Here is a 24,929-nt window from a genome sequence, read left to right on the forward strand (position 1 = left end):
GGAGAATCACTCATGGCTCAAGCATTAATGCAGCAAAACAGCGGTCAGAGCAAGGCCAGAATATTGGTGGTGGAAGATGACGCTGATCTGCGCGAAGCCCTGTGCGACACCCTGCAATTGGCGGACTACGACGCCCTGGAATCGGCCAGTGGCGAGCAGGCCCTGGAGCAGTTGGCGAGCGACAGTGATATCCAGATGATTGTGTCCGATGTGAATATGGGCGGGATCAGCGGGCAGGAGTTGTTGCAGACCGTCAAGCAGCGGTACCCGCAGATCCCCATGATGCTGATCACCGCCTATGCCAGCGTCAGCCAGTCGGTGGAAGCCATCAAGCAGGGCGCGGTGGATTATCTGGTCAAGCCCTTCGAGCCGCAACTGCTGGTTGAAACCCTGGAGCGCCATCTGGGAGCGGGGAGCGCCCATAGCGATGCGCCGGTCGCCCAGGCCCCCTCCAGTGTCAAACTGCTGCAGTTGGCCCAGCGGGTGGCACAGTCGGAATCCACGGTGCTGATTGTGGGCGAGTCCGGTACCGGCAAAGAAGTGTTGGCGCGCTACATTCACAATCATTCTCCCCGTCACGACCAACCGTTTGTGGCCATCAACTGCGCGGCCATTCCCGAGCATATGCTTGAAGCCATGCTGTTTGGTCACGAAAAGGGGGCCTACACGGGTGCGCACAGCAGTGCCCCGGGCAAGTTCGAGCAGGCCAATGGCGGAACGCTACTGCTGGATGAAATTTCCGAAATGGATGTGAGCCTCCAGGCCAAACTCCTTCGGGTGTTACAGGAACGGGAAGTGGAGCGTCTGGGTGGGCGCAAAACCATCACGCTGGATGTGCGCGTCATCGCCACCTCCAACCGGGATATGCGCGAGCAGGTGATGCAGGGCAAGTTCCGTGAGGACCTCTACTACCGGTTGAGTGTATTGCCTCTGCAATGGGCCCCGCTGCGCGATCGGCGCGAAGACATTGTTCCGCTGGCCGAACAGCTGTTGAAAAACCACGCGCAGAAACAACGCCGGGGCTGGGTACAGCTGTCCGAATCAGCGCGCGTGACGTTGGAGCAGTACGGCTGGCCGGGGAATGTCCGGGAGCTGGATAACGTGATGCAGCGGGCGCTGATTCTGCAGCCGGGTGAAGTCATCGAGTCGGCCGATCTGGGGCTGGAAATCGAGTCGGGTTTCAGCGAGAAACCGAGTCTTTTTGAGACGCCGCGCACGGCACCCGACAATCAAACCGCTGAGGCGTCCAACGAGCACGATAGAGCCGATTCGATACCGGAGACAGCACCGGCCGAACAAAGCAGCCTCAAAGAGTCGGGCTCGCCCGCACTGGGCAGCGATCTCAAGCGGCACGAATACGAAATCATAGTCAACACCCTGAATCGCGAGCGGGGCAGTCGCAAAAAAACCGCCGAGCGCCTGGGGATCAGTCCGAGAACGTTGCGCTACAAAATGGCCCGCCTGCGCGAGGCGGGGTTTCCGGTTGACGGTATTGCTTAGTCGCCAGCACTAATAATCTGTCGGCAACTCGACGGCGCTGCCGTACCACTTGATGATCCGGCCCTCGCTGTCCCGAACCGGGTTGGCGGACACCAGATGCCAGATGTACTCGCCGTCATAGCGGCGGAAACGAAAATGAATCTGGTAGGGCGTACCGGTTTCCACGGATTTCATCCAGGTTTCCGCACAGCGATCCTGGTCGTCACGGTGGACCAGGGTGAGCCAGTAACCCGGTTCCGAAATCTGCTCCTTGGGGACACCGCTGAATTCGATGATGGTGCGGCTTAAATAATCAACGGCTCCGTCGGGGTTGGCCGTCCATACGGTGACGGGAATAGCATCGAGAAAATGCTGCAGGCGTCGTTGGCTCTCGTTCAGTTGTATGGTTGTGGCCCGGAGTTGGGTGAGGTCCTGGATCGTGCCCACCACGGCAACAATATGGCCTGCTTTATCGTACTGTGCTTCTCCGGTGGTGCGCACAGACAGCTGCCGGCCATCGGCCGTGACCATCGGCAACTCCCTGTCGTAGGCTTCGCCGTTGTCCCGGCAGCGGGAAAAACACTCACGGATGGTCTGGTCATGGGGCGCCGGATAAAAATTGATGGCTTCGGACATCAGGGGCGTATGCTCCAGGGGCATTCCGTGCAGCCGCGTCGTCGATTCGGACCAGTGCAGCCGGTCCCGCACGGTGTCGTACCACCAGAGGCCGATCGGGTTGTGCCGCGCAGTCAGATCAAGCCACTGACGGTAGCGCTGCAGTTGTTGCTGGCCGGTATGGAGGTCTTTCTGAAGCCGATCATGTCGCTTTCTCAGGTTCAGGTAATAGAGCGCAAAGGTGATCCCGAGACCGATGGCCGCGAGTGAGATCAGGCGGTTGCTGATGACCAGGGTCAACGAAGCTTGTTCCGGCATTGGGGCCAATAATACGCCAAGACTGCATAGCAGGGCCGATACCAGTCCCACTCGTAATAACCAATGTTGATTGCCATAAGGGACCGCCAGAATTATAGCGAATATGTAGAGCGTGCCGTGAGCAAAGCCCAGAGGTGTCAATAAGTCGGCGACAAATACCGTGATAAGAACCAGAATTGAGACACGCCGGTAGATTGGTGCGCCATAGTGGCTGGCGAAGTGATGACTTTGGGTTACACTGTCAGTCATAGAGAGCGGTCCGGCATGGATGGGCATGAGATAACTGATGAGAACACAAACCGGAAAAACTTTCGAGCGGTTATCCCGATTCCGTCGATTGACCATGTGTGTGTACTGGGGGCTTTTGACCCTGGGTCTGCTTCTGCTCGGCTTTTACTTCCACGAACTGTCCGAGGCTGCCGCCTATTCCTCTTCCAGTGATGTGTGGGGCTTTGTCACCGAGGGCGCGTTATTGCTGTTGCTCTTTGCGGTGCTGATTTTCGGGGCCCTCGTCGATCGCAAACGAACCCGTCTGGAAAATCAACTGGACCTGGAAGGCGGGCGCCTGCAACAGCTGACCGATTACGTCGAAGAAGTCTTCTGGCTTGTGGACGCCCGGACCCGCACCCTGCTTTATGTGTCGCCTGCGTTTGAGTCAGTGTGGGGGCATTCCTGTGACTCTCTCTATCAAGACCCCGAGTTGTGGTACACGGCGATCGTCGCCGAGGATCGGGACCGCGTCAGTGCCAAGCGGCCTTTTCAGCGGGAGGGGGGCTACGATGTGGAATATCGGGTCGAACGCCCCGATGGCAGCCGACGCTGGGTGCACGACCGGGCCTATCCCATTCGCGATGAAAATGGGCAGGTGGTTCGACTCGCCGGGCTCGCGGTCGATGTGACCGAGCGCAAAGCACTGGTCGAACAACTCACCCAGCGCGAGCGTCAGCTCAATATCGCCAACCGTATGGCCCGTCTCGGGGGCTGGTCGCTGGATCTGACGCAGAACGAGATGGTGCTCAGCGACGAGGCCTGCGCCATTTGCGATGTGGCACCGGGCAGCACGATATCGCTCGATGAAGCCTACCGTTTTTATCCACCCCAGTCTCTTCGAAGAATTTCCAAAGCGGTAGACGAGTGTATTGAACACAAGCGCGCCTATGATGTTGAAGCGCAGTTGATCAGCGCCTCGGGACGCTTTGTCTGGATTCGCACCCTGGGCCATCCGGTATTGGACGATCAGGGGCGGGTGGTCGGCCTGGAAGGCTCGATTCAGGATATTACCGATCGCAAACACGCTTCCAACCTGCTTTCCCAGGGCCTGCAACGATTTCGCGACTTCGCTGATGCCATGCCCAACCTGATCTGGACGGCCGATCCGGACGGACGACTGGATTATGGCAACCGCGCACTCGAGGGTTTTCTGGGCGCGAGAAAAGAGGATGTGTTTCTCGATGATCGTTGGCAGCAGGCGATTGACCCGGACAGTCGGGCCGTTTACCGGGACGCCTGGAACCGGGCGCTGGCCAACGGGACCCGGTTTCACATTGAGTTTCTGCTGCGGCGTTTTGATGGCCAGATGCGCTGGCATTCATTGCAGGCGACGCCGGTGAGAGATCGTGCCGGTGACGTGGTCAAGTGGTATGGCAACGCCACCAATATTCACGAGCGCAAGCTCAGTGAGGAGAAGGCGCAGAGCCTGGCCGAGCGCCTGATGGTGACTCTGGAGAGTATCACCGATGCTTTCTATACACTCGATAAAGAGTGGCGGTTTACCTATGTGAATCACGAAGCGGAGCGTCTGCTCAGGCGCAGTCGGGGTGAGCTGTTGCACAGTGTTGTGTGGGAGAGCTTCCCCGAAACCCTGGGGACGGTCTTTGAATCGCATTTTCGCGAGGCTGTCTCCCGGGGTGAAAAGGTGGCGTTTGAAGCCTATTATGAGCCGCTGACGATGTGGGTATCGGTCAATGCCTATCCCTCCCGTGAAGGCCTGTCGGTTTACTTTCTCGACATTACCGAGCGCAAGCGAGCCGAGCGCGAACGGGCTCGAATGCGCGAGCTGGAAAACTCCCGTGAGTTGGCCGAGAAAGCCAGCGAAACCAAGTCGGCCTTTCTGGCCTCCATGAGTCACGAGATTCGCACCCCCATCAACGGCATTGTGGGCATGGCCGATGTGTTGCACGAAACCAGCCTTGAAAATGACCAGGTGGAAATGGTGGACATCGTGCGTGAGTCGGCCCAGTCGTTGCTGGAAATTGTCGATGACATTCTCGATTTTTCCAAAATCGAAGCGGGTAAGCTGGAGCTCTCGCATCAGCCATTTTCTCCCACCGCCGTGATGCGCAGCGTCTGCCTGCTGCTCGATCGCATGGCCTGTAATCAGGATGTGGAATTGACGCTGTTTACCGACACGGCGTTACCGACCTTCGTGGTCGGGGATGAACTTCGGGTCCGGCAGGTACTGCTCAACCTGCTCAGTAATGCGATCAAATTCTCCGCCCGCCAGGAGCGCCGGGGAATGGTCAAGGTGCAGGCGTTTGTTCTGGGACCGAAGCCCGGTGACAGTGAGCGCGACGTAACCATCGAGTGGCGGGTGCTGGACAACGGTATCGGGATGAAAAGCGAAACCCTGTCCCGGTTGTTCAGCCCGTTTGTCCAGGCCGATGTCTCGACCACGCGGGTGTACGGCGGGACGGGACTGGGCCTGAGCATCAGTTACAACCTGGTGGACCTCATGGGCGGTGATATCAAAGTCGCCAGCGAACCGGGCAACGGCACCGAGTTTCGCGTCAGGTTGACGTTGCCCAGGGCGGACAGCCGGGTCGGGAGCGATTTGACCCCGAATCTGGCGGGTTACACCGCCGTGCTCTTCGACGGTCCGCAGGACGGGGAGCGCATTCGCGAAGAGCACAACTTGATTGAGGGATTCGGAATGTATCTGGAGGCTGCCGGCGCACGAGTTTACCCGGCAGCCGAATGGATAGAGTCCCGGGCCGAAACCAGCCAGCCCTGGCTGGCGGTGCTGGACAGTGGTTACGATAACCCCTGTGCCGCCGAGCTTATGGCCCGAATCCCACCGCCGCGACAGACCGGCGTGCGGTGGCTGGTACTGGGCCGGGGCCGTCGGCGCAGCGTTCGCCATGACGGCGAAACCGTGTTTCGGGTGGATGCCAACAGTCTGTCGCAGCTTCAGTTTCTGCGCTGCGCCGATCTGGCGCTCGGTCGGGCGGGGCCGGGGGAAGTCGATATGGCGCGCGCGCGGGGGGCGCAGGCGCCGGTTCCACTGGCACGAGAGGAGGCGCTGGCTCAGGGTACGCTGATCCTCGTGGCCGAGGATAATGAGACCAACCGCAAAGTGATCATGCGCCAGCTTGCCATGTTGGGGTACGTGGCGGACCTGGCCGAGAACGGTCGGGAAGCGCTGAAACACTGGGAGCAGAACCCCGAGCATTATGCGGGCATCCTCACCGATCTGCATATGCCGGAAATGGATGGTTTTGAATTGGCCCGGGAGGTGCGTGCGCGGGAACAGTCCCGACAGCATGGAAAAGACGAATGGGGCACAAGTCCGGTTCCGGTGATTGCGCTCTCGGCCAATGCCATGATCCGGGACGACGAGCGCACCCAGGCATCGGGCATCAACGATTGTCTGATCAAACCCATTGGACTGGAGGCGCTACAGGCGGTGCTGACACATTGGTGTCCGACCGGGCTCCACGAAGGAGACCAACAGGGCAGGGAGCCCGGAGCGGCGGAGCCGATCCATACGGAGCCCGCTCCGGAGCCAGACGCCCCGCTTGATTTGCAGGTTCTGCGCAACCTCGTGGGAGAGGACGAGGCTGTCGTGCAGGAGTTTATCCAGAGCTTTGAGTCCTCTTCCCGCGAATTGGTGCAACGCCTTCACCGAGCGGCTGAAATGCGTGATTGGCACGAGGTGTCCGAGGCGGCACACTCGCTGAAGTCCTCCGCGCGGTCAATGGGAGCTGCGGCGTTGGGAGAGAGTTGCCAGGACCTGGAACAGGCCGCCAGATCCGCCATGGAGTCGGTAAAACAATCACACCCGCAACAGAACGGGAATACCGAGTCGAGTGTCCAAGCTTTAATTGGAGTCTTTAACGAGGAATGGGGCCGGACTCAAGCGGCGCTCCAGTCCACCCATGAACAGAGCCACTCATGAATCGAGCGAATGTGAAAATCATGACCGTCGATGACGACGAGTTCATGCGAAGAATCGTCAATCGGCTGTTAACCACACTGGGCTACCAGCGAATGAAAGAGGTCGATAGCGGCGAAGCCGCACTCGGCATGCTGGATAAACTCAAGCAGCCGCCGGATGTCATCATCCTGGACCTGAAAATGCCGGGTATGGATGGCATCGAATTTGTTCGGTACCTGGTGGAGCGCAACTTTCCGGGGCAGCTGATCCTGATCAGCGGCGAAGACGAGCGCCTGCTGCGCAGCGCGCAGAATCTGGTGGCCGCGCACAATATTCCGGTATTGGGCTGTCTGACTAAACCTTTGGACGCGAAGGCATTGGATGCGTTGTTGACGACGCTGGTCAAAAAGCCGCTGGTGGAAACGCCCGAGGAGCATGAGCGTCTCGGCGCCGATGACCTTCGGCGCGCGATCGAACAGGGCGAGCTGTTCAACCATTATCAGCCCATCATTACCCTGGCAGAAGGGGAGCTGGCCGGGCTCGAAGTGCTGGTTCGCTGGCAGCACCCGGAGCTGGGGCTGCTGATGCCCGACAGTTTTATTACCCTGGCCGAAGACGAAGACCTGATTGATGATCTCACCCGTGCGGTGGTGGCAATGGCCTGCAAACAGTTCACCCTGTGGCGCGACCAGGGTCTGCACTGCCCCATGGCGATCAACCTGTCCATGGAAAATCTGGACAAACTGGCATTCGCCGACTGGATCACCAAGGCGGTGGCGGACGCCGGCCTGCAACCCTGGGATCTGTTGCTGGAGGTCACCGAGAGTCGGCCCATGCGTCGGCCCCACATCACGCTGGACAATCTCATCCGCCTGCGGCTGAAAGGGTTTCGTCTGGCGGTGGATGATTTTGGCACCGGTCACGCGTCTCTGGCCCAGGTAAGGGATATTCCTTTCGATCAGTTCAAGCTCGATCGCAGCTTTGTGCACGGCGCCTGTTCCGATCGGCGGATTTCGGTGATGTTCGACTCGGCCCTCAACCTGGCGCGGGAGCTGGACCTGGAGATTACCGCCGAAGGCGTTGAGAACCGCGAGGACTGGGATTACCTGCGCCAGCATGCCTGCCACAAGGCCCAGGGCTACTTTATTTCCCGGCCCATGGCGGCCGAGGCGGTTTTGCCCTGGCTCGAGCAGTGGCATGAACGGGTCCGGTCAGAATTGTTCCCGCATTTGCAGGGCGGGGTGTTCGCAAGTCCCGAAACCGACGCGGGCACTGATCGCGGCCCGGTGCTGATCGTGGAAGACAACGACTTCCAGCGCAAGGTACAGGCGCGCATCTTGCGTGAAGAGGGGTTTGAGCCGGTCCACGCCGCCAATGGTCAGGAGGCGATGGAACATCTGCGCCACCTTCGTCCGACGTTGATTCTGATCGATATTGAAATGCCGGGCATCAGCGGCCTGGAGCTGCTGCGTCGCCTGCGCAAGACCCGCATTTTTGCCAAAACCCCGGTACTGGTCATTTCGGGGATCAATACCAAAAATGTGGTTCAGGACAGCATGGCAGCCGGTGCCAACAGCTTCATGGTCAAGCCCTATAACCGGAAAACCCTGATTGAGCGGGTTCACCGCGCGCTGGGAAATCAATAACCCTCCCCCAGGGTAAGGCCTGAAGGCGGCGTCCCGTTCCTGCCAACGCTCAAATCTTGCCGGGCGGCAAAAATTGGCCCATTTCGTGCAGTAACTCTACGCAACACCCCTGCACGGGTAAATCGCCAATTTCTTGTCGCACCGGAGAGACCTCATGACCGATCGCGTGGACATCAACCGCCTGCTGGTGGAAATGCGCTCCCTCAAGTCCCAGACCCAGGCCTTCCAGAAGCCCCAGGGCCTTGCGCCCGGTGACGTCAATCCCGCCAATGCAGTGGGGCGAGAAAATGGTCTGCGACCCGAAGGCGGCCGCGATGTGCCCGGCTTCGGTGAAGTCATGGAGCAGGCCGTCAATAAAGTGAACGAGACCCAGAAAGCCTCCGGTGAACTGTCCGCCGCCTACGAGCGGGGCGAGCCGGGTGTGGACATCACCGATGTGATGATCGCCTCCCAGAAGTCCAGCGTCGCCTTTCAGGCCACCCTGCAAGTGCGTAACAAGCTGGTAGAAGCCTATCGCGACATCATGAACATGCCCATCTAAGGTCCGGATTGCCCGGAACAATAACCGACAAGCAGAACGAGTGAATCAGTCATGGCAGATTCGGCAACCAGCGACACTTTTGACGGCGGCAGCGACAGCGGCGGCCGCAAGCGCACCGGCAGCGACCTGGTCGAGGGTTTCAGTAACCTGAACCTGGTGCGCCAGGCCGGGCTGATGATCGGGCTGGCCGCCAGCGTCGCCATCGGGTTTGCCGTAGTGCTCTGGACCCAGGGCGAGGAATACCGTCCCCTGTTTGCCAACATGGATCCGATGAACTCGACCGAGGCGGTCACTATCCTGGAGCAGAGCCAGATTCCGTTCCGGATCGACCCCTCCACCGGGAGCCTGCTGGTCGCGGCCGATGACATGCACACGGCCCGCATCCGGCTGGCGCAGGCTGGCATTCCCAAAGACGACAGCACCGGCTTTGAACTGATGGACCAGGATCAGCCCCTGGGCACCAGCCAGTTTATCGAGAGCACCCGCTACCACCGGGCCATCGAAGGCGAGCTGGCCCGCACCATCACCAGCATGAACAGCGTGCGCAGCGCGCGGGTCCACCTGGCCATTCCCAAGCGCTCGGTGTTTGTCCGCGACGTGCGCGAACCCCGCGCTTCGGTCTTTGTGGACGTGTACCCCGGGCGCTCCATGGACAACGCCCAGGTCAAGGCGATCACCAACCTGGTCGCCTCCAGCATCTCGGAGCTTGACCCGGACTCCATCACCATTGTCGATCAGACGGGCGAAATGCTCTCCGCCAAGGAAGAGAACAATGAACTGTTGCTGGCCGATCGTCAGCGCGAGTACAACCGTCGGGTGGAGACCCAGATTTCCGAGCGGATTAACCGGATTCTGGAGCCCGTGGTCGGCAGCGAAAATTTTCGCGCCGAGGTGAGTGCCGACATTGATTTCACCGCCACTGAACAGGCCGCGGAGACCTTCAACCCCGATATGGCGGCGATCCGCAGTGAACAGATTTCCAACGAAGTCCGTACCGGCCGGGAGCAGGGCGGCATCCCCGGCGCGCTGACCAATCAGCCGCCGGGAACGGCCGAGGCCCCGGAAATGATTGACCCGGAAACCGGTGAGCCGGTGGACGAGAGTTCCCCCCGGGAAGTGCGCGAACGAGCTACCCGCAACTACGAGCTGGATCGGACCATCAGCTACACCCGCTATCAGCAGGGCACCATCGATAGGTTGTCGGTCGCAGTGGTTGTGGACGACAAGGTCCAGACCACGGCCGAGGGTAATGAGGAGCGGGTCGCCTGGACTCCGGCGGAGCTCGAGCGTCTGGAAATTCTGGTACGCGATGCGGTCGGTTATTCCGCCGCCCGGGGCGACAGTGTCAACGTGCTGAACTCGGCGTTTCGCCAACGGGATATCGCCGACTATACCGTGCCGGAGACACCCTGGTGGCAGCAGGACTGGCTCCTGACCTATATTAAACAGGGCGCGGGCATTCTGGTGATTGTGCTGCTGATTTTTGGCCTGCTGCGCCCGGTGCTCAAGAGCCTGGCGCGCACTGGCGGCAAGGCCTCTGAAGAAGAGGAGGCACGCGAGCTCGCCGCGCTGGAACAGTCCGGGCTCGGTGGGTATGATGGCTTGTCGGATGAGGCGGTGACGCTGACCGGCGGCGCCCTCGGGTTACCGGGGCCGGAAGAGAGTTACGAACAGCAGCTTAATGCCGTCAAGGGGCTGGTCGCCGATGACCCCGGCCGCGTGGCGCAAGTGGTGAAAGGCTGGATTAACCGAGACGATTGAGGGTAAAGCCCTTGGCGGGCCTTTATGGCAAGCCCTCAGCGAACCTTTTTGGAGAGTCCTCAGCGAACCTTATTGGAGAGCCCCGTGGCAGAGAAAACGCCCGCAAAGAATGATAAGCCCAGCTCCAACCTGAACCATGTGGATCAGGCGGCGGTGCTGTTGATGTCTCTGGGTGAGGCCGATGCGGCCGAGGTGCTGCGGCACATGGGCCCCAAAGAGGTCCAGCGGATCGGCTCGGCCATGTCGCAGCTCAAAAGCGTCCAGCAGAGCGATGTGCGCGCGGTCCTGTCGGGTTTTCTGGACGAGGTGCGCAACCTCACCGGTCTGGGGGCCGACTCCGACAGCTATATCCGCAACATGCTGGTTACCGCCCTGGGTGAAGACAAGGCCGGCGGCCTGATCGAGCGCATCCTGCTCGGGGGCAACACCTCGGGCCTGGATACCCTCAAGTGGATGGAGCCGCGCTCGGTAGCCGATGTGATCCGCAATGAGCACCCGCAGATTCAGGCGATTGTGGTCTCTTACCTGGACCCGGATCAGGCGGCGGAAGTACTCGGCTATCTGAGTGAAAAAATGCGCACCGACATCATGATGCGGGTGGCGTCCCTCGACACCGTGCAGCCGAGCGCGCTGCACGAGCTGAACGACATTCTGGAAAAACAGTTTACCGGCAACTCCGCCTCCCAGACCACCGCCGTGGGTGGCTACAAAACCGCCGCAGAAATCATGAACCATCTCGATGGCGGCATCGAGGCCGATCTGATGGATTCGATCAAGGAGCTGGACGAGGAGATGGGCAACCAGATCCAGGATCTGATGTTCGTCTTCGACAACCTCAAAGAAGTGGACGATCGCGGCATCCAGATGCTGTTGCGCGAAGTCTCTTCCGAGGTTCTCATCGTCGCGCTCAAGGGCGCGGACGGCGAGTTGCAGGACAAGATTTTCAGCAACATGTCCAAGCGCGCGGGCGAGCTGCTGCGCGACGACCTGGAAGTCAAAGGACCGGTCCGGCTGTCGGAAGTGGAAGTCGCGCAGAAAGAAATTCTTACCATTGCTCGTCGCATGGCCGATGCCGGCGAGATTGTTCTGAGCAGCAGTGGCGAGAAAATGGTGTAGCGCCACGGCTGTCACTCTGATATCTCCTGTCATCTTGACACCTTGGGAACCGGCATCGCATGACCCAGAAGAAACTCGTCAATCGCATACCCGCCGAAGAGCTCCAGGATTACAAAACCTGGGTGCTGCCGCCCATTCATGGCGAGCGCGACCGGGTATTGCCCTCGGCCGAGCGCGAGGCCCGCGAGCAGGCGGAAACGCAACGCAAACGTCAGGGCGAGCGGGTGGAAGATGTGAATTACACCGGCACCGGCTCGGGTATGAGTGCCGATGAAATGCAGCGCATTGTCGATGCCGCCGAGAAAGAGGGGCGCGAGCAGGGTTACCAGGCCGGCTTCGAACAGGGGCAGGCGGAAGGTTACGAGGCGGGAGAAAAGCAGGGCTGGGAGGAAATGCGCCAAAAACTTGCCGCCGAACAGCAGCGTTTTCAACACCTGGTCCAGTCGCTACTCGACCCACTGGAAGAGCAGGACGATGCGCTGGAAAAATTGTTGCTCGACACCGTCTGTACCCTCACCAAAAGTCTGGTTCAGCGTGAGTTGTTGACCGATTCCAGCCAGGTGCTCGAGCAGGTGCGCGCGGCTGTTGCCGCCTTGCCGGCCGGCGCGGGCAACCTGCGTCTGTTTCTCAACCCGGATGACCTGGTACTGGTGGAAGCCTATGCCGAGGAGCGGGAGCTGGACTGGCAGTTCCGGGGCGATGAGACGCTCTTGCCGGGTGGCTGCCGGGTCGAGACCCAGACCAGTCAGGTGGATTTTTCCGTTGAACATCGTCTCAAGCAACAGCTGGAAGCCTTTGTGAACCGGCAGCTGGTCAATGAAGAGAGCGAGGATGAGTCCGCTCTGGACGAGCCTGACTTTGATCACGACCGGTTTGCCTCTGATGCGCCTGAAGCCCCTGACGCAAAGCACAGCGGCGAAGCGCCAGGTCAGACACCCGATTCCGCCGATGAAGGGGCACCCTCCGGTGACCGATAAGCGCCACAGCCTGACTGAGCGGCTGCGCGGTTACGCCCCCACCGGCGTGCCCTCTGGCCCGCACCCGGAAGCCGAGGGGCGGCTGACCCGCTCTGTGGGCATGACCCTCGAGGCGGTGGGCCTCAATGTCTCGGTGGGCCGGCAGTGCCGGGTCATCAACCGCGACGGCCGCAGTATTGAGGCGGAAGTGGTGGGCTTCGCCGGCGACATCATCTATCTGATGCCGGTCAAACGGGTCGAGGGCCTGCAGCCCGGCGCCCGGGTGATTCCCGTTTCCAGCCATCAGGGCATGCGCATCGGCCCGCAGCTGCTGGGCCGCGTGGTCAATGGCCTGGGTCATCCGCTCGACGGTCAGGGGCCACTGCGGGGAGAGGATTTTCTCGATTTCGATCCTCACGATATCAACCCCCTCAATCGTCACCCCATCAGCGAACCCCTGGATGTGGGCATCCGCGCCATCAACGCCCTGATTACCGTGGGCCGGGGCCAGCGTCTGGGCCTGTTCGCCGGCAGCGGTGTGGGTAAAAGTGTGCTGATGGGGATGATGACCAAGTACACCACCGCCGATATTGTGATCGTGGGTCTGGTGGGCGAGCGCGGTCGGGAAGTGAAAGAGTTCATCGATCATATTCTGGGTCCCGAGGGCATGGCACGCGCCGTGGTGGTCGCCTCGCCGGCGGACGACGCGCCCCTGATGCGCCTACGCGCCGCGCAGTTAGCAAGCCGTATCGCCGAGCACTATCGGGACCAGGGCAAGAACGTGCTCCTGTTGATGGATTCGCTCACCCGTTTTGCCCAGGCCCAACGGGAAATTTCCCTGGCCATCGGCGAGCCGCCGGCCACCAAAGGCTACCCGCCCTCGGTGTTTGCCAAAATCCCGCAACTGGTGGAGCGCGCCGGCAACGCGGCGGAAGGGGAGGGGTCGATCACCGCCTTCTATACGGTCCTGTCCGAGGGGGATGACCTCCAGGATCCCATTGCCGATGCCGCCCGCGCGATTCTCGACGGTCACATCGTACTCTCGCGCCGTCTGGCCGAGGAGGGCATCTATCCGGCCATTGATGTGGAAGGCTCGATCAGCCGCGCCATGGCGAACATCGTCGACGAGGACCACGTCAAACTCATGCAGCGCTTCAAGCAGCTGTTGTCCCGCTACCAGCAGAACCGCGATCTGATCAACATTGGCGCCTACAGCCCCGGCGCCGACCCGGAAACCGATCAGGCCATCGAACGCTACCCGCACCTGCGCGCCTTCATCCAGCAGGGGCTGAATCAGTCGGTTCATCTGGATGAGAGCATCGCGCACCTGAAGAGCACCCTGCAGCCGGGCGGACAAAAGCCCGGTGGTAATCAGAGTCCCGGTGGCACCCAGAATCCCGGTGCGCGGCCCAAAGCCGGTAGCCGCCAGGGGCCACTCGCCGCCCAACACAGCGCCGCGAGGCGCCGCTAAACCATGGCCGAGCGTCGCTCCGAACGTCTGCGCGTGGTGGTGATGCTGGCCGAGCGCGAGGAGCAGGCCGCCGCCGCGCGCCTGGGCGAGCAACGGGCGCTGCTGGAGAACGAGCAGGCGCAGCTGGGGCAGCTGGAGGATTATCGCAATCAGTACGTGGAGGATTACCACCGGCTGCGCCATAACGTTCAGCCCGAGATGCTGATGAGCTACAGCGGGTTTCTCCAGCGTCTGGGGCAGGCGCTGGAGGGTCAGCAGCAGCGTCTGGCCCAGGTTCAGCAGGGCATGGAGCAGCGCCGCGAGGAGTGGCAACAAAAGTACCACCGTCGCCGCTCTCTGGAGGACCTGGTCACCCGCCTGGCTCAGGAGGAGAACAGCGTCCTCGAGCAAAAACTCCAACGCGAACTCGACGACCTCGCCGCCCAGCGGTTTTCCCGGGATCAGGGGAGCTACTAGTACTTTTGGGCGTTGGGGTTTAATTCACGTCCACCCCAAATCGGGCCTACGAGCCTTGTAGAATCGGTCTCTCCATACTGCTCTGTGGCGGATGCGCTTGACGCTTATCCGCCCTACAGGGACGCACGGTGCGTTCTACGAAGTGCGGAGGACCGATCTGGGGTAGGGTCTTCCCGGACCGTCACCGACAGGATGTCGGTGGAGAGGCCCCAGGGATGGGTTTACGCCGTGTCCGGGAAGACCCTACCCCTGAGCGGGCCGGACGTGATGTAACCTCCAAAGGTTTTCCAGAACGAAGACCCCAAGGACTATGGAAACCCGGTTTTATCAGCTATGCTTGGAGCCAGGCCGATAACAACAGACTGGAAAGGACATATAGCTGCTATGGCGATCACCTCCACCCTATCCAACGACGGGTCACTGCTGACCATCTACATCCAGGGACGCTTTGACTTCAGCTCGCACCAGGACTTTCGGGGCTCCTACGAAAGCCTCGCCAAGCCCCCCGAACGCTACCGCGTCGACATGCAGGAAACCACCTACCTCGACAGCTCCGCGCTGGGCATGTTGTTGCTGCTGCGCGATCATGCCGGCGGCGACAGCTCCCGGATCGAAATCCGCAACTGCAGCCCCGACGTCAAAAAGATACTGACCATCTCCAACTTCGAACAACTGTTCGATATCCAATAGCAGTTACCGCGGCTGGACAGCACTCTGTGCCGAAGGGAGGCGCCGCCCATGAACGACGACAACCCACTGACAATCCTGGTGGCCGACGACTCGGCGACCGATCGGCAGATACTGGAAACCATCGTCGCCCGCGACGGCCACCGGGTCATCAGTGCGCGGGATGGTCGCGAGGCGGTTGAGGCCTTTGAGCGGGAGCGTCCCGACCTGGTGCTGCTGGACGCGCTGATGCCCAACCTCGACGGGTTTGGCGCCGCGCGGCGGATCAAGGCTCTGGCCGGTGAGTCGCTGGTCCCCATCATATTTCTCACCTCCCTGACCGATACCGACTCGCTGGTGCAGTGCCTGGATGCCGGTGGCGACGATTTTCTGTCAAAACCCTACAACCGGGTGATCCTCCAGGCCAAGATCAAATCCTTCAATCGCATGCGCGCCATGCACAGCACCATTCTCGATCAGCGCGACCAGATCGGCCGCCACCACGAGCACCTCCTGCAGGAGCAGACGGTGGCCAAACAGGTGTTTGACAACATTGCCCACAGCGGCTGTCTGGACTCCAACAACGTCAAGTACTTCCTGTCCTCCCTGGCCGTGTTCAATGGCGATATTCTGGTCGCCGGCATGCGCCCCTCGGGCAGCATGATGGTGTTGCTGGGGGATTTTACCGGCCACGGTCTGCCGGCGGCGGTGGGTGCCATTCCGCTCGCCTCCACCTTCTACGGCATGGTGCACAAGGGCTTCACCATGACCGACATCCTCCGGGAGATAAACGGTAAGCTCAAATCGATTCTGCCGGTGGGAATTTTCTGCTGCGCGACCATGGTGGATATCAATTTTCAGCGCCAGCGGATCCGGGTCTGGAACGGCGGGCTGCCGGAGGGTTACATCCGCCGGGCCGGGGGGGATCCACCGGAGCCGATCAGTTCCACCCATCTGCCGCTGGGCGTGCTGTCCAACAAAGACTTTCGGGACGATCTGCAGACCCTGACGCTCAACTGGGGCGATCGCCTCTATCTCTGGTCCGATGGCATTCACGAGGCGCGCAATCCCGAGGGCGAGATGTTCGGGGATGAGCGCCTGAAGCAGGTCTTTCTCGACAACGAAGATCCGCAGCAGCTGTTCGATGAGATACTTGATCGGGTCCAGGAGTTTATCGGCAAGGGCGAGCGCAATGACGACCTCTCGCTGGTCGAGCTACTGATGGATCAGCCCGAGCGGGTCAATGCCTTTGCGGCCGAGGCCGAGCGGCGCAGCCGTTCCAGCCTGTCGGAATGGAGCATGAATTTTGATATTCAGCCCTCCAGCTTCCGGGCGTTTGACCCCATGCCGCTGCTGTTGAACATCCTGGTGGAAGTGCCGGGCCTGCGTCAGCACAGCGGCAAGCTGTACACCATTTTTTCCGAATTGTATTCCAACGCCCTGGAGCACGGTGTGCTCGGGCTGGATTCGGCTCTGAAAAACACCCCCGAGGGCTTTGCCCAGTACTACGAACTGCGCCAAGCACGTCTGGATGCCGTGGACAAGGGTTACGTCAGAATCCACCTCCACCACAGCACCGATGATGATGGGGGTTGCCTGCGGGTGCGGGTGGAGGACAGCGGGCCGGGGTTCCAGCCGGATCAGGACACGACGCGTCACGGTCTGGAGCAATCGGGCTACAGTGGCCGGGGCCTCGCGCTGGTGGAAAAACTGTGCGATGCTGTCCGCTATATGGGGGAAGGCAATGAAGTCGAAGCTGTCTTCTCCTGGCGGATCGACGTTTGATTGGGCGCAATAAGAGGTATACCTCATGAGCTCTGAAGACCACCGAACAGGCGAAAAGCCGGATCACACCCAGGCAGCGGAGCCGGCGTCGGCCGCCCATCTGGATCGGGAGATTCTGCAGACGCTGCAGGAAGTCATGGAAGGCCAGTTTCCCGAGCTGATCAACACCTTCGTCAATGATTCCGAGGAGCGCATCCGCAATCTGCAGAAGGCGCTCGCCACACGTGATCAGGAGAGTGTGCGCCGTCAGGCTCACAGCTTCAAAGGCAGCTGCAATAACCTGGGTGCCGTGCGCCTGGCTGAGCTCTGTCAGGTGATGGAAGACGGCGGACGCGAAGGGAAGCTCGACGGGCTGGAGCACGAGCTGGTGAACATCCAGCAGGAATTCTCACAACTCAAAAGTATCCTCAATACCCTCACCGAGTAAGACAACCGGCCCCCTGGCCCGTTTGGCAGCAAAGCCTGCGTTGGCACTATGCTTGCGCTTGGCATCAAGCCTGCAATTGGCATCAAGCTTGCAATAGTCCCCGTAGAGTTCACTCAAACGACCCCCGGCGGCAAACACTTGCCGCCGATGCTTTCGGAGACGCCGCGCATGCCCGGTCACAATTCCATTTCCAGCTTACTGTCCCCGGCCCCGCGAGGGGACGCTCCCCGCAACCCCTCGGCCCGGCAGGGAGGGGAAGACTTTCGCCGCCTGCTCGAGAGCCCTCTGCGGAATGAGAGCCCTCTGCGGAATGAAGGCCCTCCGCGGAATGAGGGCCCGGCGCGGAATGATAGGTCCGCACAGAATCAAAGGCCCGCGCGGCAGGAGCCGCCACTGCGATCGGACAATCCGGGGCAGAACCGGGCCTCCGAGCGCTCGGAACTGGCGCAGCGGCGCGACGCCGCTCGGGAGCAGAACCAGGCGCGCGTTGATGCCAAAGCGAGCGCCGACCGGAAGCAGGCCGACCGGGCTGAAAGTAAGAAATCCGAGACTACAGCGTCGACGGACCGGTCCAGAGTGGACGATCAACCCGCTCGGGCAGCTTCCGCCTCGGCGGGCAAAACCGATCGGGCGGAGCAATCGGGCACCTCGGGCGAGGCGCAGGAATCAACTCCGACCGCCGAAGAGCTGTTGGCTCAGTTGTCTGAGGGCGACCTGCAGGCTCTGGGCGATGATGTGGCCAGTCTGCTGAAAGACCTTCATGCGCAACTCGGATCGGGACAGTTGAGCGAGGACGCCGAGGCGGCACTGAAGGAGCTGATGATGGCGCTGGAGGAGGGCGCACCGGTGGCCGATATTGCGAATCTGCTCCAGGCCATTCCCCTCGCCGAAATTCCGGCGCTGGCCCAGCGCTTTCCCGAGGGTAAAAACCTGAAGGATGTGCTCGGTGGCAGCGGTGCCGCCTACCTGAGTCAGCTGGCGAAAGAAACGGGCGGTCGGGCGACAGAATCGGGGAGCCAGTTCAAAGTGGGAGGTTCGTCGCTCGACTCCAGCTCATCATTACTGACCGGAGGGATACAGACAGCCGAACCGGATGACATGCTGGAGAAACTGCTGGGCGGCAAGGATTCGGAGCTGTCGGCCGGGAAAGAAGCGTTTGCCAAACTGCTGCAGGCGGCGGGGCGGGGCGAGAACCCCGGTGCACGGCCCATTGAGCTGGTACAGAACACCACGGCCGCCAGTTCTCTGGCGAATCTGGATGCCGCCCGCCAGGCCCCGGTGCAGCCCGGCGAGCGTCAGTTCACGGTTCAGTCTGAGGTGCGCGTGCCCGTGGGGCAGGCGCAGTGGAGTCAGGCCGTGGGCCAGCGGGTGCTATGGCAGGCGGCGCAGAATATTTCCACCGCCGAGTTGCGTCTGGACCCGCCCGATCTCGGGCCCATGCAGGTGCGGGTCAGTAGCCATCAGGACCAGATCAGTGTGACCTTTACCAGCGCCCAGCCCGCCGTGCGCGAAGCGCTCGATCAGAGCGCCGCGCGCCTGCGTGAGATGTTTGCCGATCAGGGGCTGGACCTGGTGGATGTGAACGTCTCTGACCAGTCCGACCGGGGCCAGACAGGTGATGGCGAAGGGAATGGCTCCGGCCGCGGCGGTCAGCAGGCCGGCGCCGGTGACGAACCCGACGCCGGTGTGGTCACCGAAACTCTGGTGTCTCAATATCTGGTCGACCACTACGCCTGAGCTGGTGGGCGGAGCCCACCCACCACACTCCTCGCTTGCCCCCGTCACGACCCTGTGCCAAAGTATCCGCCAACAGGCGGTGCCGCTTTGGCACGCCTATTGCTCAACCCTACTTAATCACGTGAGTGACGGACTTTTGACATGGCGGAAGAAGAAGAGCGCGAACTGACCGAAGAAGAACAGGCGGCTGTCGAGCGCAAGGCGAAGCGCAAACGCTGGCTACTGTTGGGACTGTTGGCGATTTTGCTGGTGGCGATCTCGGTGGGCACCACCGTTGGCTTGCTTCATATGCTGGGGGCCGAAGAGGCCACTCCGGTTGCCGGAGAGGAAGCTCCGGTGGAAGAAGTCGAGCCGGAACCCGAAAGGGCCATCTATTATCCGCTGAAAGAAAAGTTCGTGATCAACTACAACGTGCGCGGTCGCCAGCGATTCCTGCAGGCCGAGGTCAACCTGATGTTCCGCGACAACGATGTGGCCAAGGCCATTGAACGGCACATGCCCCGGATCCGCAATGACCTGATCATGCTGTTTTCCGGGCAGGAATTTGAAGATCTGCAGACCCCCGAAGGGCGGGAGCTACTGCGTCAGGATGCCGTGCGGCAGGTCCGTCAGATCCTGGAAGAAGAAACCGGCGAGCCCGGTGTGGAACAGGTACTATTCACCAGCTTTGTGATGCAGTAGACGACTAAGGTAGGCGCGAGTGCAAGACTTACTCTCACAGGATGAAATCGACGCGCTGCTCCACGGGGTAGACGATGGCGATGTCGATACCGATGACGATCTCGAGCTGGAACCGGTCAAATCCTATGACCTGACCAGCCAGGACCGGATCGTGCGCGGGCGGATGCCCACGCTGGAAATGATCAACGAGCGCTTCGCCCGCTACACCCGGATCAGCATGTTCAATATGCTCCGGCGCACGGCGGACGTCTCGGTAGGTGGTATCCAGATCCAGAAGTTTGGCGAGTACGTGCATACACTCTATGTGCCCACCAGTCTGAACATGGTGAAATTCCGCCCACTTCGCGGCAACGCTCTGATCATTCTGGATGCCCGCCTGGTGTTCAAACTGGTGGACAACTTTTTTGGTGGCGACGGCCGTCACGCCAAGATCGAAGGGCGGGAATTTACCCCCACCGAACTGCGCGTGGTGCAGATGGTGCTGGATCAGGTGTTTGTCGATCTGGGGGAAGCCTGGAAAGCGGTCATGCCCATCACCTTCGAGTACATGAATTCCGAGGTGAACCCGTCGCTGGCCAACATCGTCAGCCCGAGTGAAGTGGTGGTGGTCAGCACCTTCCACGTGGAGCTCGACGGGGGCGGCGGTGATATGCACATTACCGTTCCCTACTCGATGATCGAACCCATCCGTGAGGTGCTCGATTCCGGCCTGCAGAGCGACAGCGACGATGTGGATGAGCGCTGGGTGAAGGCGTTGCGTGAAGATGTGCTGGCGGCCCATGTCGAGCTCGAGTGCGACATCGTCCAGCGCGAGATTACCCTCAGAGACATCATCAACCTCAAGCCCGGCGATGTGATTCCGGTTGAGTTTCCCGAACACCACGTGGTGACCGCCAACGGCGTTCCCATGTTCCGCACCCGCCTGGGCCAGATTCGCGGCAATCTGGCGTTCAAGGTCAAGGGTCTGATTGATCACAGCAGTGCCTACAATATTACGGCCAATGAAGGAGGCTCCCGTGGCGAGCGAGAATGATACCCCTGAGAACAACGAAGATCAGGACGCCATGGCGGCGGAGTGGGAAGCGGCCATGGCCGAGCAGTCCGACGATGACGACAGCGGTGATGACTCGGCCGACTATGACCAGCGCTCTGATGCCGATCGCGTCCCGCTGGACGAGCTGACCGAGGACGAAGAGCCCAACACCAACCCGGATCTGGATGTAATTCTGGATATTCCGGTGTCCATTTCCATGGAAGTGGGGCGCACCTCCATCAGTATTCGCAACCTGCTGCAACTGAACCAGGGTTCGGTGATTGAACTGGATCGTCTGGCGGGCGAGCCACTCGACGTACTGGTGAACGGCACCCTGATCGCCCACGGCGAAGTGGTGGTGGTGAACGAGAAGTTCGGTATCCGCATGACGGACGTGATCAGTCCGTCCGAACGTATCAAAAAGCTGCGCTAGGATTCCATCATGCTCACGGCGCTCACCCGTTTTTCTGTCGTTCTGCTGACCCTGCCCCTGTTCGCCTGGGCGCAGTCGGAATCGGCGCCGGAGGCCAGCGAGCCCGAGCGGGTCGGCGCGGCCTCCCAGCTGCTCAATGTCGCCTTGAGCCTGCTGTTGATCCTGGCGCTGATTTTTGCGCTGGCCTGGCTGCTGCGCCGCTTCGGGCAGGGCGGTTTCGGGCAGCGGGGCGACATGAAAATTGTCGCGACCCTGCCGCTGGGCACCCGCGAGCGGCTGCTGGTGGTCGACGTCGGGGGCCAGCAACTGCTGTTGGGCGCTACGCCGCAGCAGATCCGAACGCTGCATGTGTTTGAAACGCCCGTGATTGACACCAGCGATACCGCCCACCCGGCGGACTTCAAACAGAAATTGATGGCCATCATGCAACACAAAAATTCCGGCGGGCGATGATGGCGGCGATGAGACACTTTCAATTTTTCACCCGCCGCGTCGTCTGGCCATCACTGTTGATGCTGGTTCTGCTGTTTTCGGCGGCCAGTCCATCGGCCCAGGAGGACCCGCAGAGCCAGCAGAATCAACAGAATCCGGCCGAGCAGGCGATCGGCGGATCGCTGCCGGCCATCCCCGGCCTGCCGGCAATGACTGTCACCACCAATCCGGACGGCTCGGAAGACTATACGGTCACCCTGCAGATTCTGGCGGTGATGACTGCGTTGACGTTTTTGCCGGCCGTCCTGTTGATGATGACCTCCTTTACCCGGATCATCATCGTGTTTGCGATTCTGCGGCAGGCATTGGGGCTGCAGCAGTCGCCCTCCAACCAGATTCTGATCGGTCTCTCGCTGTTTCTCACCCTGTTCATCATGCAACCGGTGCTGAGCGTCATCAATGAAGACGCGCTGCAGCCTTACATCAACGAGGAGATCAACGCCCAGGAAGCGGTGGCCCGCACCGCCGAACCCTTCCACTCGTTCATGCTGGCCCAGACCCGCGAGTCGGATATCGAACTGTTTGTCGGGATCGCCGACAATGGCCCGATCCAGACCCCGGAAGACACTCCCTTCAGCATTCTGGTACCGGCCTTTGTGACCAGCGAGCTGAAAACGGCGTTCCAGATCGGGTTCATCATCTTCATTCCTTTTCTGGTGATCGACCTGGTGGTCGCCAGTGTGCTGATGGCCATGGGTATGATGATGCTCTCGCCCCTGATCATTTCCCTGCCATTCAAAATCATGCTGTTTGTGCTGGTCGACGGCTGGGCGATGCTGATTGGCACCCTCGCCGCGAGCTTTGGAGTCTGACGCTATGACCCCCGAAGTGGTAATGGACCTGTTTGCCGATGCCCTGTTTCTTGTAGTTCTGATGCTGGTGGTGATCGTGGGCCCCGGCCTGCTGGTGGGTCTGATCGTCAGCATGTTTCAGGCCGCCACCCAGATCAACGAGCAGACGCTGAGTTTTCTGCCGCGTCTTCTGGTCACCCTGGCCTCGGTGATGATTGCCGGCCCCTGGCTGCTGCGCGAATTCATGGATCTGTTCAATCGCCTGTACACCAATGTTCCCAATCTGATTGGTTGACCGGATGATGAAGCGCGGGTGTGGGAGCACAGGGCCATGAACGAGCTGGTGTTGAGCGAGCAGCAACTGATGCAGTTTATCGGCCAGTATCTCTGGCCGATGCTGCGCATCGGCGGTCTGTTCCTGGCCATGCCGGTCATCGGGGCGCAAACGGTCACGCCCCGGGTGCGGGTGGTGTTGGCGTTCTTTCTGACCATCCTGGTTGCGCCCCTGTTGCCGGCCATGCCGGACATTGATCTGGTCTCGATCCAGGCCATGGTCGTGGTGGCGCAGGAGCTGCTGATTGGCGTCGCCATGGGCTTCATGCTTCAGATCGTACTGCATGTCTTTGTGATGGCCGGTGAAATGGTGGCCATGAAAATGGGCCTGGGCTTTGCGGCCATGAATGATCCCTCGACCGGTGTGTCGACCTCGGTGCTGTCACAATTTTATCTGCTGCTCTCGACGCTGTTGTTCCTCAGCTACAACGGCCATCTGATGGCGATCGAACTGCTCGTGCGCAGCTATGAGACGCTGCCCATCGGGACGGGCGGGTTGCCGGTGGGGAGCTTCTGGGCCATTGCCAGCATGGGCACCTGGATATTCAGTCTCGGGCTGGTGATCGCGCTGCCCATCTTTACGGCGGTGATGATCATCAATATGGCCTTTGGTGCCATGAACCGCTCGGCGCCGCAGATGAACGTGTTTACTGTGGGCTTTCCCATGACGTTGATGTTCGGCCTGCTGGTCATGTGGTTTTCTCTGGGGGCTTTTCTGCCGGTGTTTGAAGTCACCATGCAGGAAGGGTTTGTGTCGCTGCGTCGGATAATCGGGGTTCAGTAATGGCTGAAGACAACGACAGCAGTCAGGAAAAAACAGAAGACCCCACGGCGCGAAAACAGGAGAAAGCGCGCGAGGAGGGGCAGATTCCCCGTTCGCGCGAGCTGACCACCACCTTCATTCTGCTGGCGGGGACCATTGGCCTGATCATTTTCGGCTCCTACATGACCAGCAAGCTGGCCGGCATGACGAGCTACAACTTTGATCTGAGCCGCGAAGTCATCTTTGATACCGAAGCGATGGTGCATCACTTTACCGCCTCGCTGTACCACGGGATGATGAGCGTCATGCCGGTATTCGGGCTGCTGTTTGTGGCCTCCATTGCCGGCCCGATTGCTCTGGGGGGCTGGATGATCAGCGCCAAATCCATGGCCCCGAAAGCCAGCCGAATGGATCCACTGGCGGGGCTCAAGCGCATGTTTGCCCTCAAGGCGCTGATGGAGCTGGCCAAGGCACTGGGCAAGGTGCTGTTGATCATGAGTGTCGCCGTGCTGCTACTGGCGATTCAGCAGCAGGACATCCTCCGGCTGTCGGATCAGGAAGCGGTGACCGCCATCAAGAATTCCGTCTGGTTGAGCGCGATCGGAGCCGTGGCCCTGGCCGCTGTCACCATCGCGATCGCCATGATCGATATCCCCTTCCAGATCTGGGACAACCAGCAGAAATTGAAGATGTCCCTGCAGGAGGTGAAGGACGAGTCGAAAGACACCGAAGGCAAGCCGGAAGTGAAGAGCCGTATCCGCCAGTTGCAGCGGGAAATGGCGCAGCGGCGGATGATGTCCGAAGTGCCCAAGGCGGATGTGGTGATCACCAACCCGACGCACTACGCCGTCGCCCTGAAATACGATCCGGACAACATGGCCACCCCCGTCCTCCTGGCCAAGGGCGGCGACCAGACCGCCATGAAGATCCGGGAAATTGCCCGCGCCCACAAAATCGAGATCATGGAGTCACCGGTGTTGGCGCGCGCCATTTACCACACCACCGATCTGGATCAGGAAATTCCCGCCGACCTTTATATGGCCGTTGCCCAGGTCCTGGCCTATGTTTTCCAGATCCGCAACTACCGTCGCGGCCGCGGCGAGCGGCCCAGCTACCCCCGCAACATCAAGGTTCCGCGCGATATGCAGTTTGATTGAGGCGTGGCGAATAACTGTCTCCCTGAAGAGTGGGTACAGCCTTGACGCGCTGACAAATAGACGGTTTTCCCGATTTTTTGCAAAACAGGTACGCTTTTTGCGATGGCAGGGTAGAGCGC

22 protein-coding genes are annotated in these 24,929 nt (G+C 60.6%); 21 read left to right on the top strand and 1 reads right to left on the bottom strand.

The window, feature by feature from the left end; all coding sequences use genetic code 11:
• The first annotated feature begins 12 nt into the window (after window positions 1-12).
• A complete protein-coding gene (locus AAE484_RS14970) occupies window positions 13-1,500 on the top strand; it encodes a sigma-54-dependent transcriptional regulator (protein WP_341939230.1) in 1,488 nt (495 codons plus the stop codon).
• A 9-nt stretch (window positions 1,501-1,509) separates the two neighbouring features.
• On the opposite strand, the gene AAE484_RS14975 is transcribed toward AAE484_RS14970, so the two are convergent.
• Window positions 1,510-2,412 carry a PAS domain-containing protein gene (locus tag AAE484_RS14975; protein ID WP_341939231.1) on the bottom strand — a complete coding sequence of 301 codons (903 nt, stop codon included), beginning with the start codon at window positions 2,410-2,412 and terminating at the stop codon, window positions 1,510-1,512.
• Window positions 2,413-2,698: 286 nt separating this feature from the next.
• Between AAE484_RS14975 and AAE484_RS14980 the strand changes: the two genes are divergently transcribed.
• The 20 genes from AAE484_RS14980 to flhB all read left to right on the top strand — a co-directional run bounded on the left by AAE484_RS14980 (window position 2,699) and on the right by flhB (window position 24,810).
• Window positions 2,699-6,586 carry a PAS domain-containing hybrid sensor histidine kinase/response regulator gene (locus tag AAE484_RS14980; protein ID WP_341939232.1) on the top strand — a complete coding sequence of 1,296 codons (3,888 nt, stop codon included), beginning with the start codon at window positions 2,699-2,701 and terminating at the stop codon, window positions 6,584-6,586.
• Window positions 6,583-8,211, top strand: coding sequence for an EAL domain-containing protein (locus AAE484_RS14985; protein ID WP_341939233.1), 1,629 nt, complete (start codon window positions 6,583-6,585; stop codon window positions 8,209-8,211). The genes AAE484_RS14980 and AAE484_RS14985 overlap by 4 nt, the downstream gene beginning before the upstream one ends.
• 154 nt (window positions 8,212-8,365) lie before the next feature.
• The gene (fliE, locus tag AAE484_RS14990) at window positions 8,366-8,752 is read left to right on the top strand and encodes a flagellar hook-basal body complex protein FliE (RefSeq protein ID WP_341939234.1); all 387 of its coding nucleotides are present in this window, start codon (window positions 8,366-8,368) and stop codon (window positions 8,750-8,752) included.
• A 51-nt stretch (window positions 8,753-8,803) separates the two neighbouring features.
• Entirely contained in the window at window positions 8,804-10,513 is a 1,710-nt protein-coding gene (fliF, locus tag AAE484_RS14995; RefSeq protein ID WP_341939235.1) for a flagellar basal-body MS-ring/collar protein FliF, read from the top strand.
• An 84-nt stretch (window positions 10,514-10,597) separates the two neighbouring features.
• Window positions 10,598-11,629 (top strand): flagellar motor switch protein FliG, encoded by a 1,032-nt coding sequence (gene fliG / locus AAE484_RS15000; RefSeq protein ID WP_341939236.1) that lies wholly within the window; start codon window positions 10,598-10,600, stop codon window positions 11,627-11,629.
• Window positions 11,630-11,688: 59 nt separating this feature from the next.
• The gene (locus AAE484_RS15005; RefSeq protein ID WP_341939237.1) at window positions 11,689-12,606 is read left to right on the top strand and encodes a flagellar assembly protein FliH; all 918 of its coding nucleotides are present in this window, start codon (window positions 11,689-11,691) and stop codon (window positions 12,604-12,606) included.
• Complete coding sequence (gene fliI / locus AAE484_RS15010; protein WP_341939311.1) at window positions 12,578-14,056, top strand: flagellar protein export ATPase FliI; 1,479 nt, start codon at window positions 12,578-12,580, stop codon at window positions 14,054-14,056. The genes AAE484_RS15005 and fliI overlap by 29 nt, the downstream gene beginning before the upstream one ends.
• A gap of 3 nt (window positions 14,057-14,059) precedes the next feature.
• The gene (fliJ, locus tag AAE484_RS15015; RefSeq protein WP_341939238.1) at window positions 14,060-14,512 is read left to right on the top strand and encodes a flagellar export protein FliJ; all 453 of its coding nucleotides are present in this window, start codon (window positions 14,060-14,062) and stop codon (window positions 14,510-14,512) included.
• Between the two features lie 384 nt (window positions 14,513-14,896).
• Window positions 14,897-15,202, top strand: coding sequence for an STAS domain-containing protein (locus AAE484_RS15020; protein WP_341939239.1), 306 nt, complete (start codon window positions 14,897-14,899; stop codon window positions 15,200-15,202).
• A gap of 48 nt (window positions 15,203-15,250) precedes the next feature.
• Complete coding sequence (locus AAE484_RS15025) at window positions 15,251-16,963, top strand: ATP-binding SpoIIE family protein phosphatase (protein WP_341939240.1); 1,713 nt, start codon at window positions 15,251-15,253, stop codon at window positions 16,961-16,963.
• Between the two features lie 25 nt (window positions 16,964-16,988).
• Entirely contained in the window at window positions 16,989-17,390 is a 402-nt protein-coding gene (locus AAE484_RS15030) for an Hpt domain-containing protein (protein ID WP_341939241.1), read from the top strand.
• Window positions 17,391-17,558: 168 nt separating this feature from the next.
• Window positions 17,559-19,127 (top strand): flagellar hook-length control protein FliK, encoded by a 1,569-nt coding sequence (locus AAE484_RS15035; protein WP_341939242.1) that lies wholly within the window; start codon window positions 17,559-17,561, stop codon window positions 19,125-19,127.
• Between the two features lie 141 nt (window positions 19,128-19,268).
• Window positions 19,269-19,808: a flagellar basal body-associated FliL family protein gene (locus AAE484_RS15040; protein WP_341939243.1), complete on the top strand. Its 540-nt coding sequence runs from the start codon at window positions 19,269-19,271 to the stop codon at window positions 19,806-19,808.
• Between the two features lie 19 nt (window positions 19,809-19,827).
• Window positions 19,828-20,841, top strand: a complete 1,014-nt coding sequence (fliM, locus tag AAE484_RS15045) for a flagellar motor switch protein FliM (protein WP_341939244.1) — start codon at window positions 19,828-19,830, stop codon at window positions 20,839-20,841.
• A 31-nt stretch (window positions 20,842-20,872) separates the two neighbouring features.
• Window positions 20,873-21,274: a flagellar motor switch protein FliN gene (gene fliN, locus AAE484_RS15050; protein ID WP_445928863.1), complete on the top strand. Its 402-nt coding sequence runs from the start codon at window positions 20,873-20,875 to the stop codon at window positions 21,272-21,274.
• Window positions 21,275-21,283: 9 nt separating this feature from the next.
• Window positions 21,284-21,727 (top strand): flagellar biosynthetic protein FliO, encoded by a 444-nt coding sequence (fliO, locus tag AAE484_RS15055; protein ID WP_341939246.1) that lies wholly within the window; start codon window positions 21,284-21,286, stop codon window positions 21,725-21,727.
• A gap of 8 nt (window positions 21,728-21,735) precedes the next feature.
• Window positions 21,736-22,578 (top strand): flagellar type III secretion system pore protein FliP, encoded by an 843-nt coding sequence (gene fliP, locus AAE484_RS15060; RefSeq protein ID WP_341939247.1) that lies wholly within the window; start codon window positions 21,736-21,738, stop codon window positions 22,576-22,578.
• 4 nt (window positions 22,579-22,582) lie between these two features.
• Window positions 22,583-22,852 (top strand): flagellar biosynthesis protein FliQ, encoded by a 270-nt coding sequence (fliQ, locus tag AAE484_RS15065; protein ID WP_341939248.1) that lies wholly within the window; start codon window positions 22,583-22,585, stop codon window positions 22,850-22,852.
• A gap of 36 nt (window positions 22,853-22,888) precedes the next feature.
• Window positions 22,889-23,674, top strand: coding sequence for a flagellar biosynthetic protein FliR (fliR, locus tag AAE484_RS15070; RefSeq protein WP_341939250.1), 786 nt, complete (start codon window positions 22,889-22,891; stop codon window positions 23,672-23,674).
• Window positions 23,674-24,810 carry a flagellar biosynthesis protein FlhB gene (gene flhB / locus AAE484_RS15075; RefSeq protein ID WP_341939251.1) on the top strand — a complete coding sequence of 379 codons (1,137 nt, stop codon included), beginning with the start codon at window positions 23,674-23,676 and terminating at the stop codon, window positions 24,808-24,810. The genes fliR and flhB overlap by 1 nt, the downstream gene beginning before the upstream one ends.
• Window positions 24,811-24,929: the final 119 nt, after the last annotated feature.

This window comes from Marinimicrobium sp. C2-29, from assembly GCF_038419845.1.
Classification (GTDB): Bacteria; Pseudomonadota; Gammaproteobacteria; order Pseudomonadales; family Cellvibrionaceae; genus Marinimicrobium.

Bases quoted from the DNA above. Each gene is read 5' to 3' on its own strand.
- AAE484_RS14970 (WP_341939230.1), top strand. From the start codon at position 13: ATGGCTCAAGCATTAATGCAGCAAAACAGCGGTCAGAGCAAGGCCAGA.
- AAE484_RS14975 (WP_341939231.1), bottom strand. From the start codon at position 2,412: ATGCCGGAACAAGCTTCGTTGACCCTGGTCATCAGCAACCGCCTGATC.
- AAE484_RS14980 (WP_341939232.1), top strand. From the start codon at position 2,699: ATGAGAACACAAACCGGAAAAACTTTCGAGCGGTTATCCCGATTCCGT.
- AAE484_RS14985 (WP_341939233.1), top strand. From the start codon at position 6,583: ATGAATCGAGCGAATGTGAAAATCATGACCGTCGATGACGACGAGTTC.
- fliE (WP_341939234.1), top strand. From the start codon at position 8,366: ATGACCGATCGCGTGGACATCAACCGCCTGCTGGTGGAAATGCGCTCC.
- fliF (WP_341939235.1), top strand. From the start codon at position 8,804: ATGGCAGATTCGGCAACCAGCGACACTTTTGACGGCGGCAGCGACAGC.
- AAE484_RS15005 (WP_341939237.1), top strand. From the start codon at position 11,689: ATGACCCAGAAGAAACTCGTCAATCGCATACCCGCCGAAGAGCTCCAG.
- fliI (WP_341939311.1), top strand. From the start codon at position 12,578: ATGAAGGGGCACCCTCCGGTGACCGATAAGCGCCACAGCCTGACTGAG.
- fliJ (WP_341939238.1), top strand. From the start codon at position 14,060: ATGGCCGAGCGTCGCTCCGAACGTCTGCGCGTGGTGGTGATGCTGGCC.
- AAE484_RS15020 (WP_341939239.1), top strand. From the start codon at position 14,897: ATGGCGATCACCTCCACCCTATCCAACGACGGGTCACTGCTGACCATC.
- AAE484_RS15025 (WP_341939240.1), top strand. From the start codon at position 15,251: ATGAACGACGACAACCCACTGACAATCCTGGTGGCCGACGACTCGGCG.
- AAE484_RS15030 (WP_341939241.1), top strand. From the start codon at position 16,989: ATGAGCTCTGAAGACCACCGAACAGGCGAAAAGCCGGATCACACCCAG.
- AAE484_RS15035 (WP_341939242.1), top strand. From the start codon at position 17,559: ATGCCCGGTCACAATTCCATTTCCAGCTTACTGTCCCCGGCCCCGCGA.
- AAE484_RS15040 (WP_341939243.1), top strand. From the start codon at position 19,269: ATGGCGGAAGAAGAAGAGCGCGAACTGACCGAAGAAGAACAGGCGGCT.
- fliN (WP_445928863.1), top strand. From the start codon at position 20,873: ATGGCGGCGGAGTGGGAAGCGGCCATGGCCGAGCAGTCCGACGATGAC.
- fliO (WP_341939246.1), top strand. From the start codon at position 21,284: ATGCTCACGGCGCTCACCCGTTTTTCTGTCGTTCTGCTGACCCTGCCC.
- fliP (WP_341939247.1), top strand. From the start codon at position 21,736: ATGAGACACTTTCAATTTTTCACCCGCCGCGTCGTCTGGCCATCACTG.
- fliQ (WP_341939248.1), top strand. From the start codon at position 22,583: ATGACCCCCGAAGTGGTAATGGACCTGTTTGCCGATGCCCTGTTTCTT.
- fliR (WP_341939250.1), top strand. From the start codon at position 22,889: ATGAACGAGCTGGTGTTGAGCGAGCAGCAACTGATGCAGTTTATCGGC.
- flhB (WP_341939251.1), top strand. From the start codon at position 23,674: ATGGCTGAAGACAACGACAGCAGTCAGGAAAAAACAGAAGACCCCACG.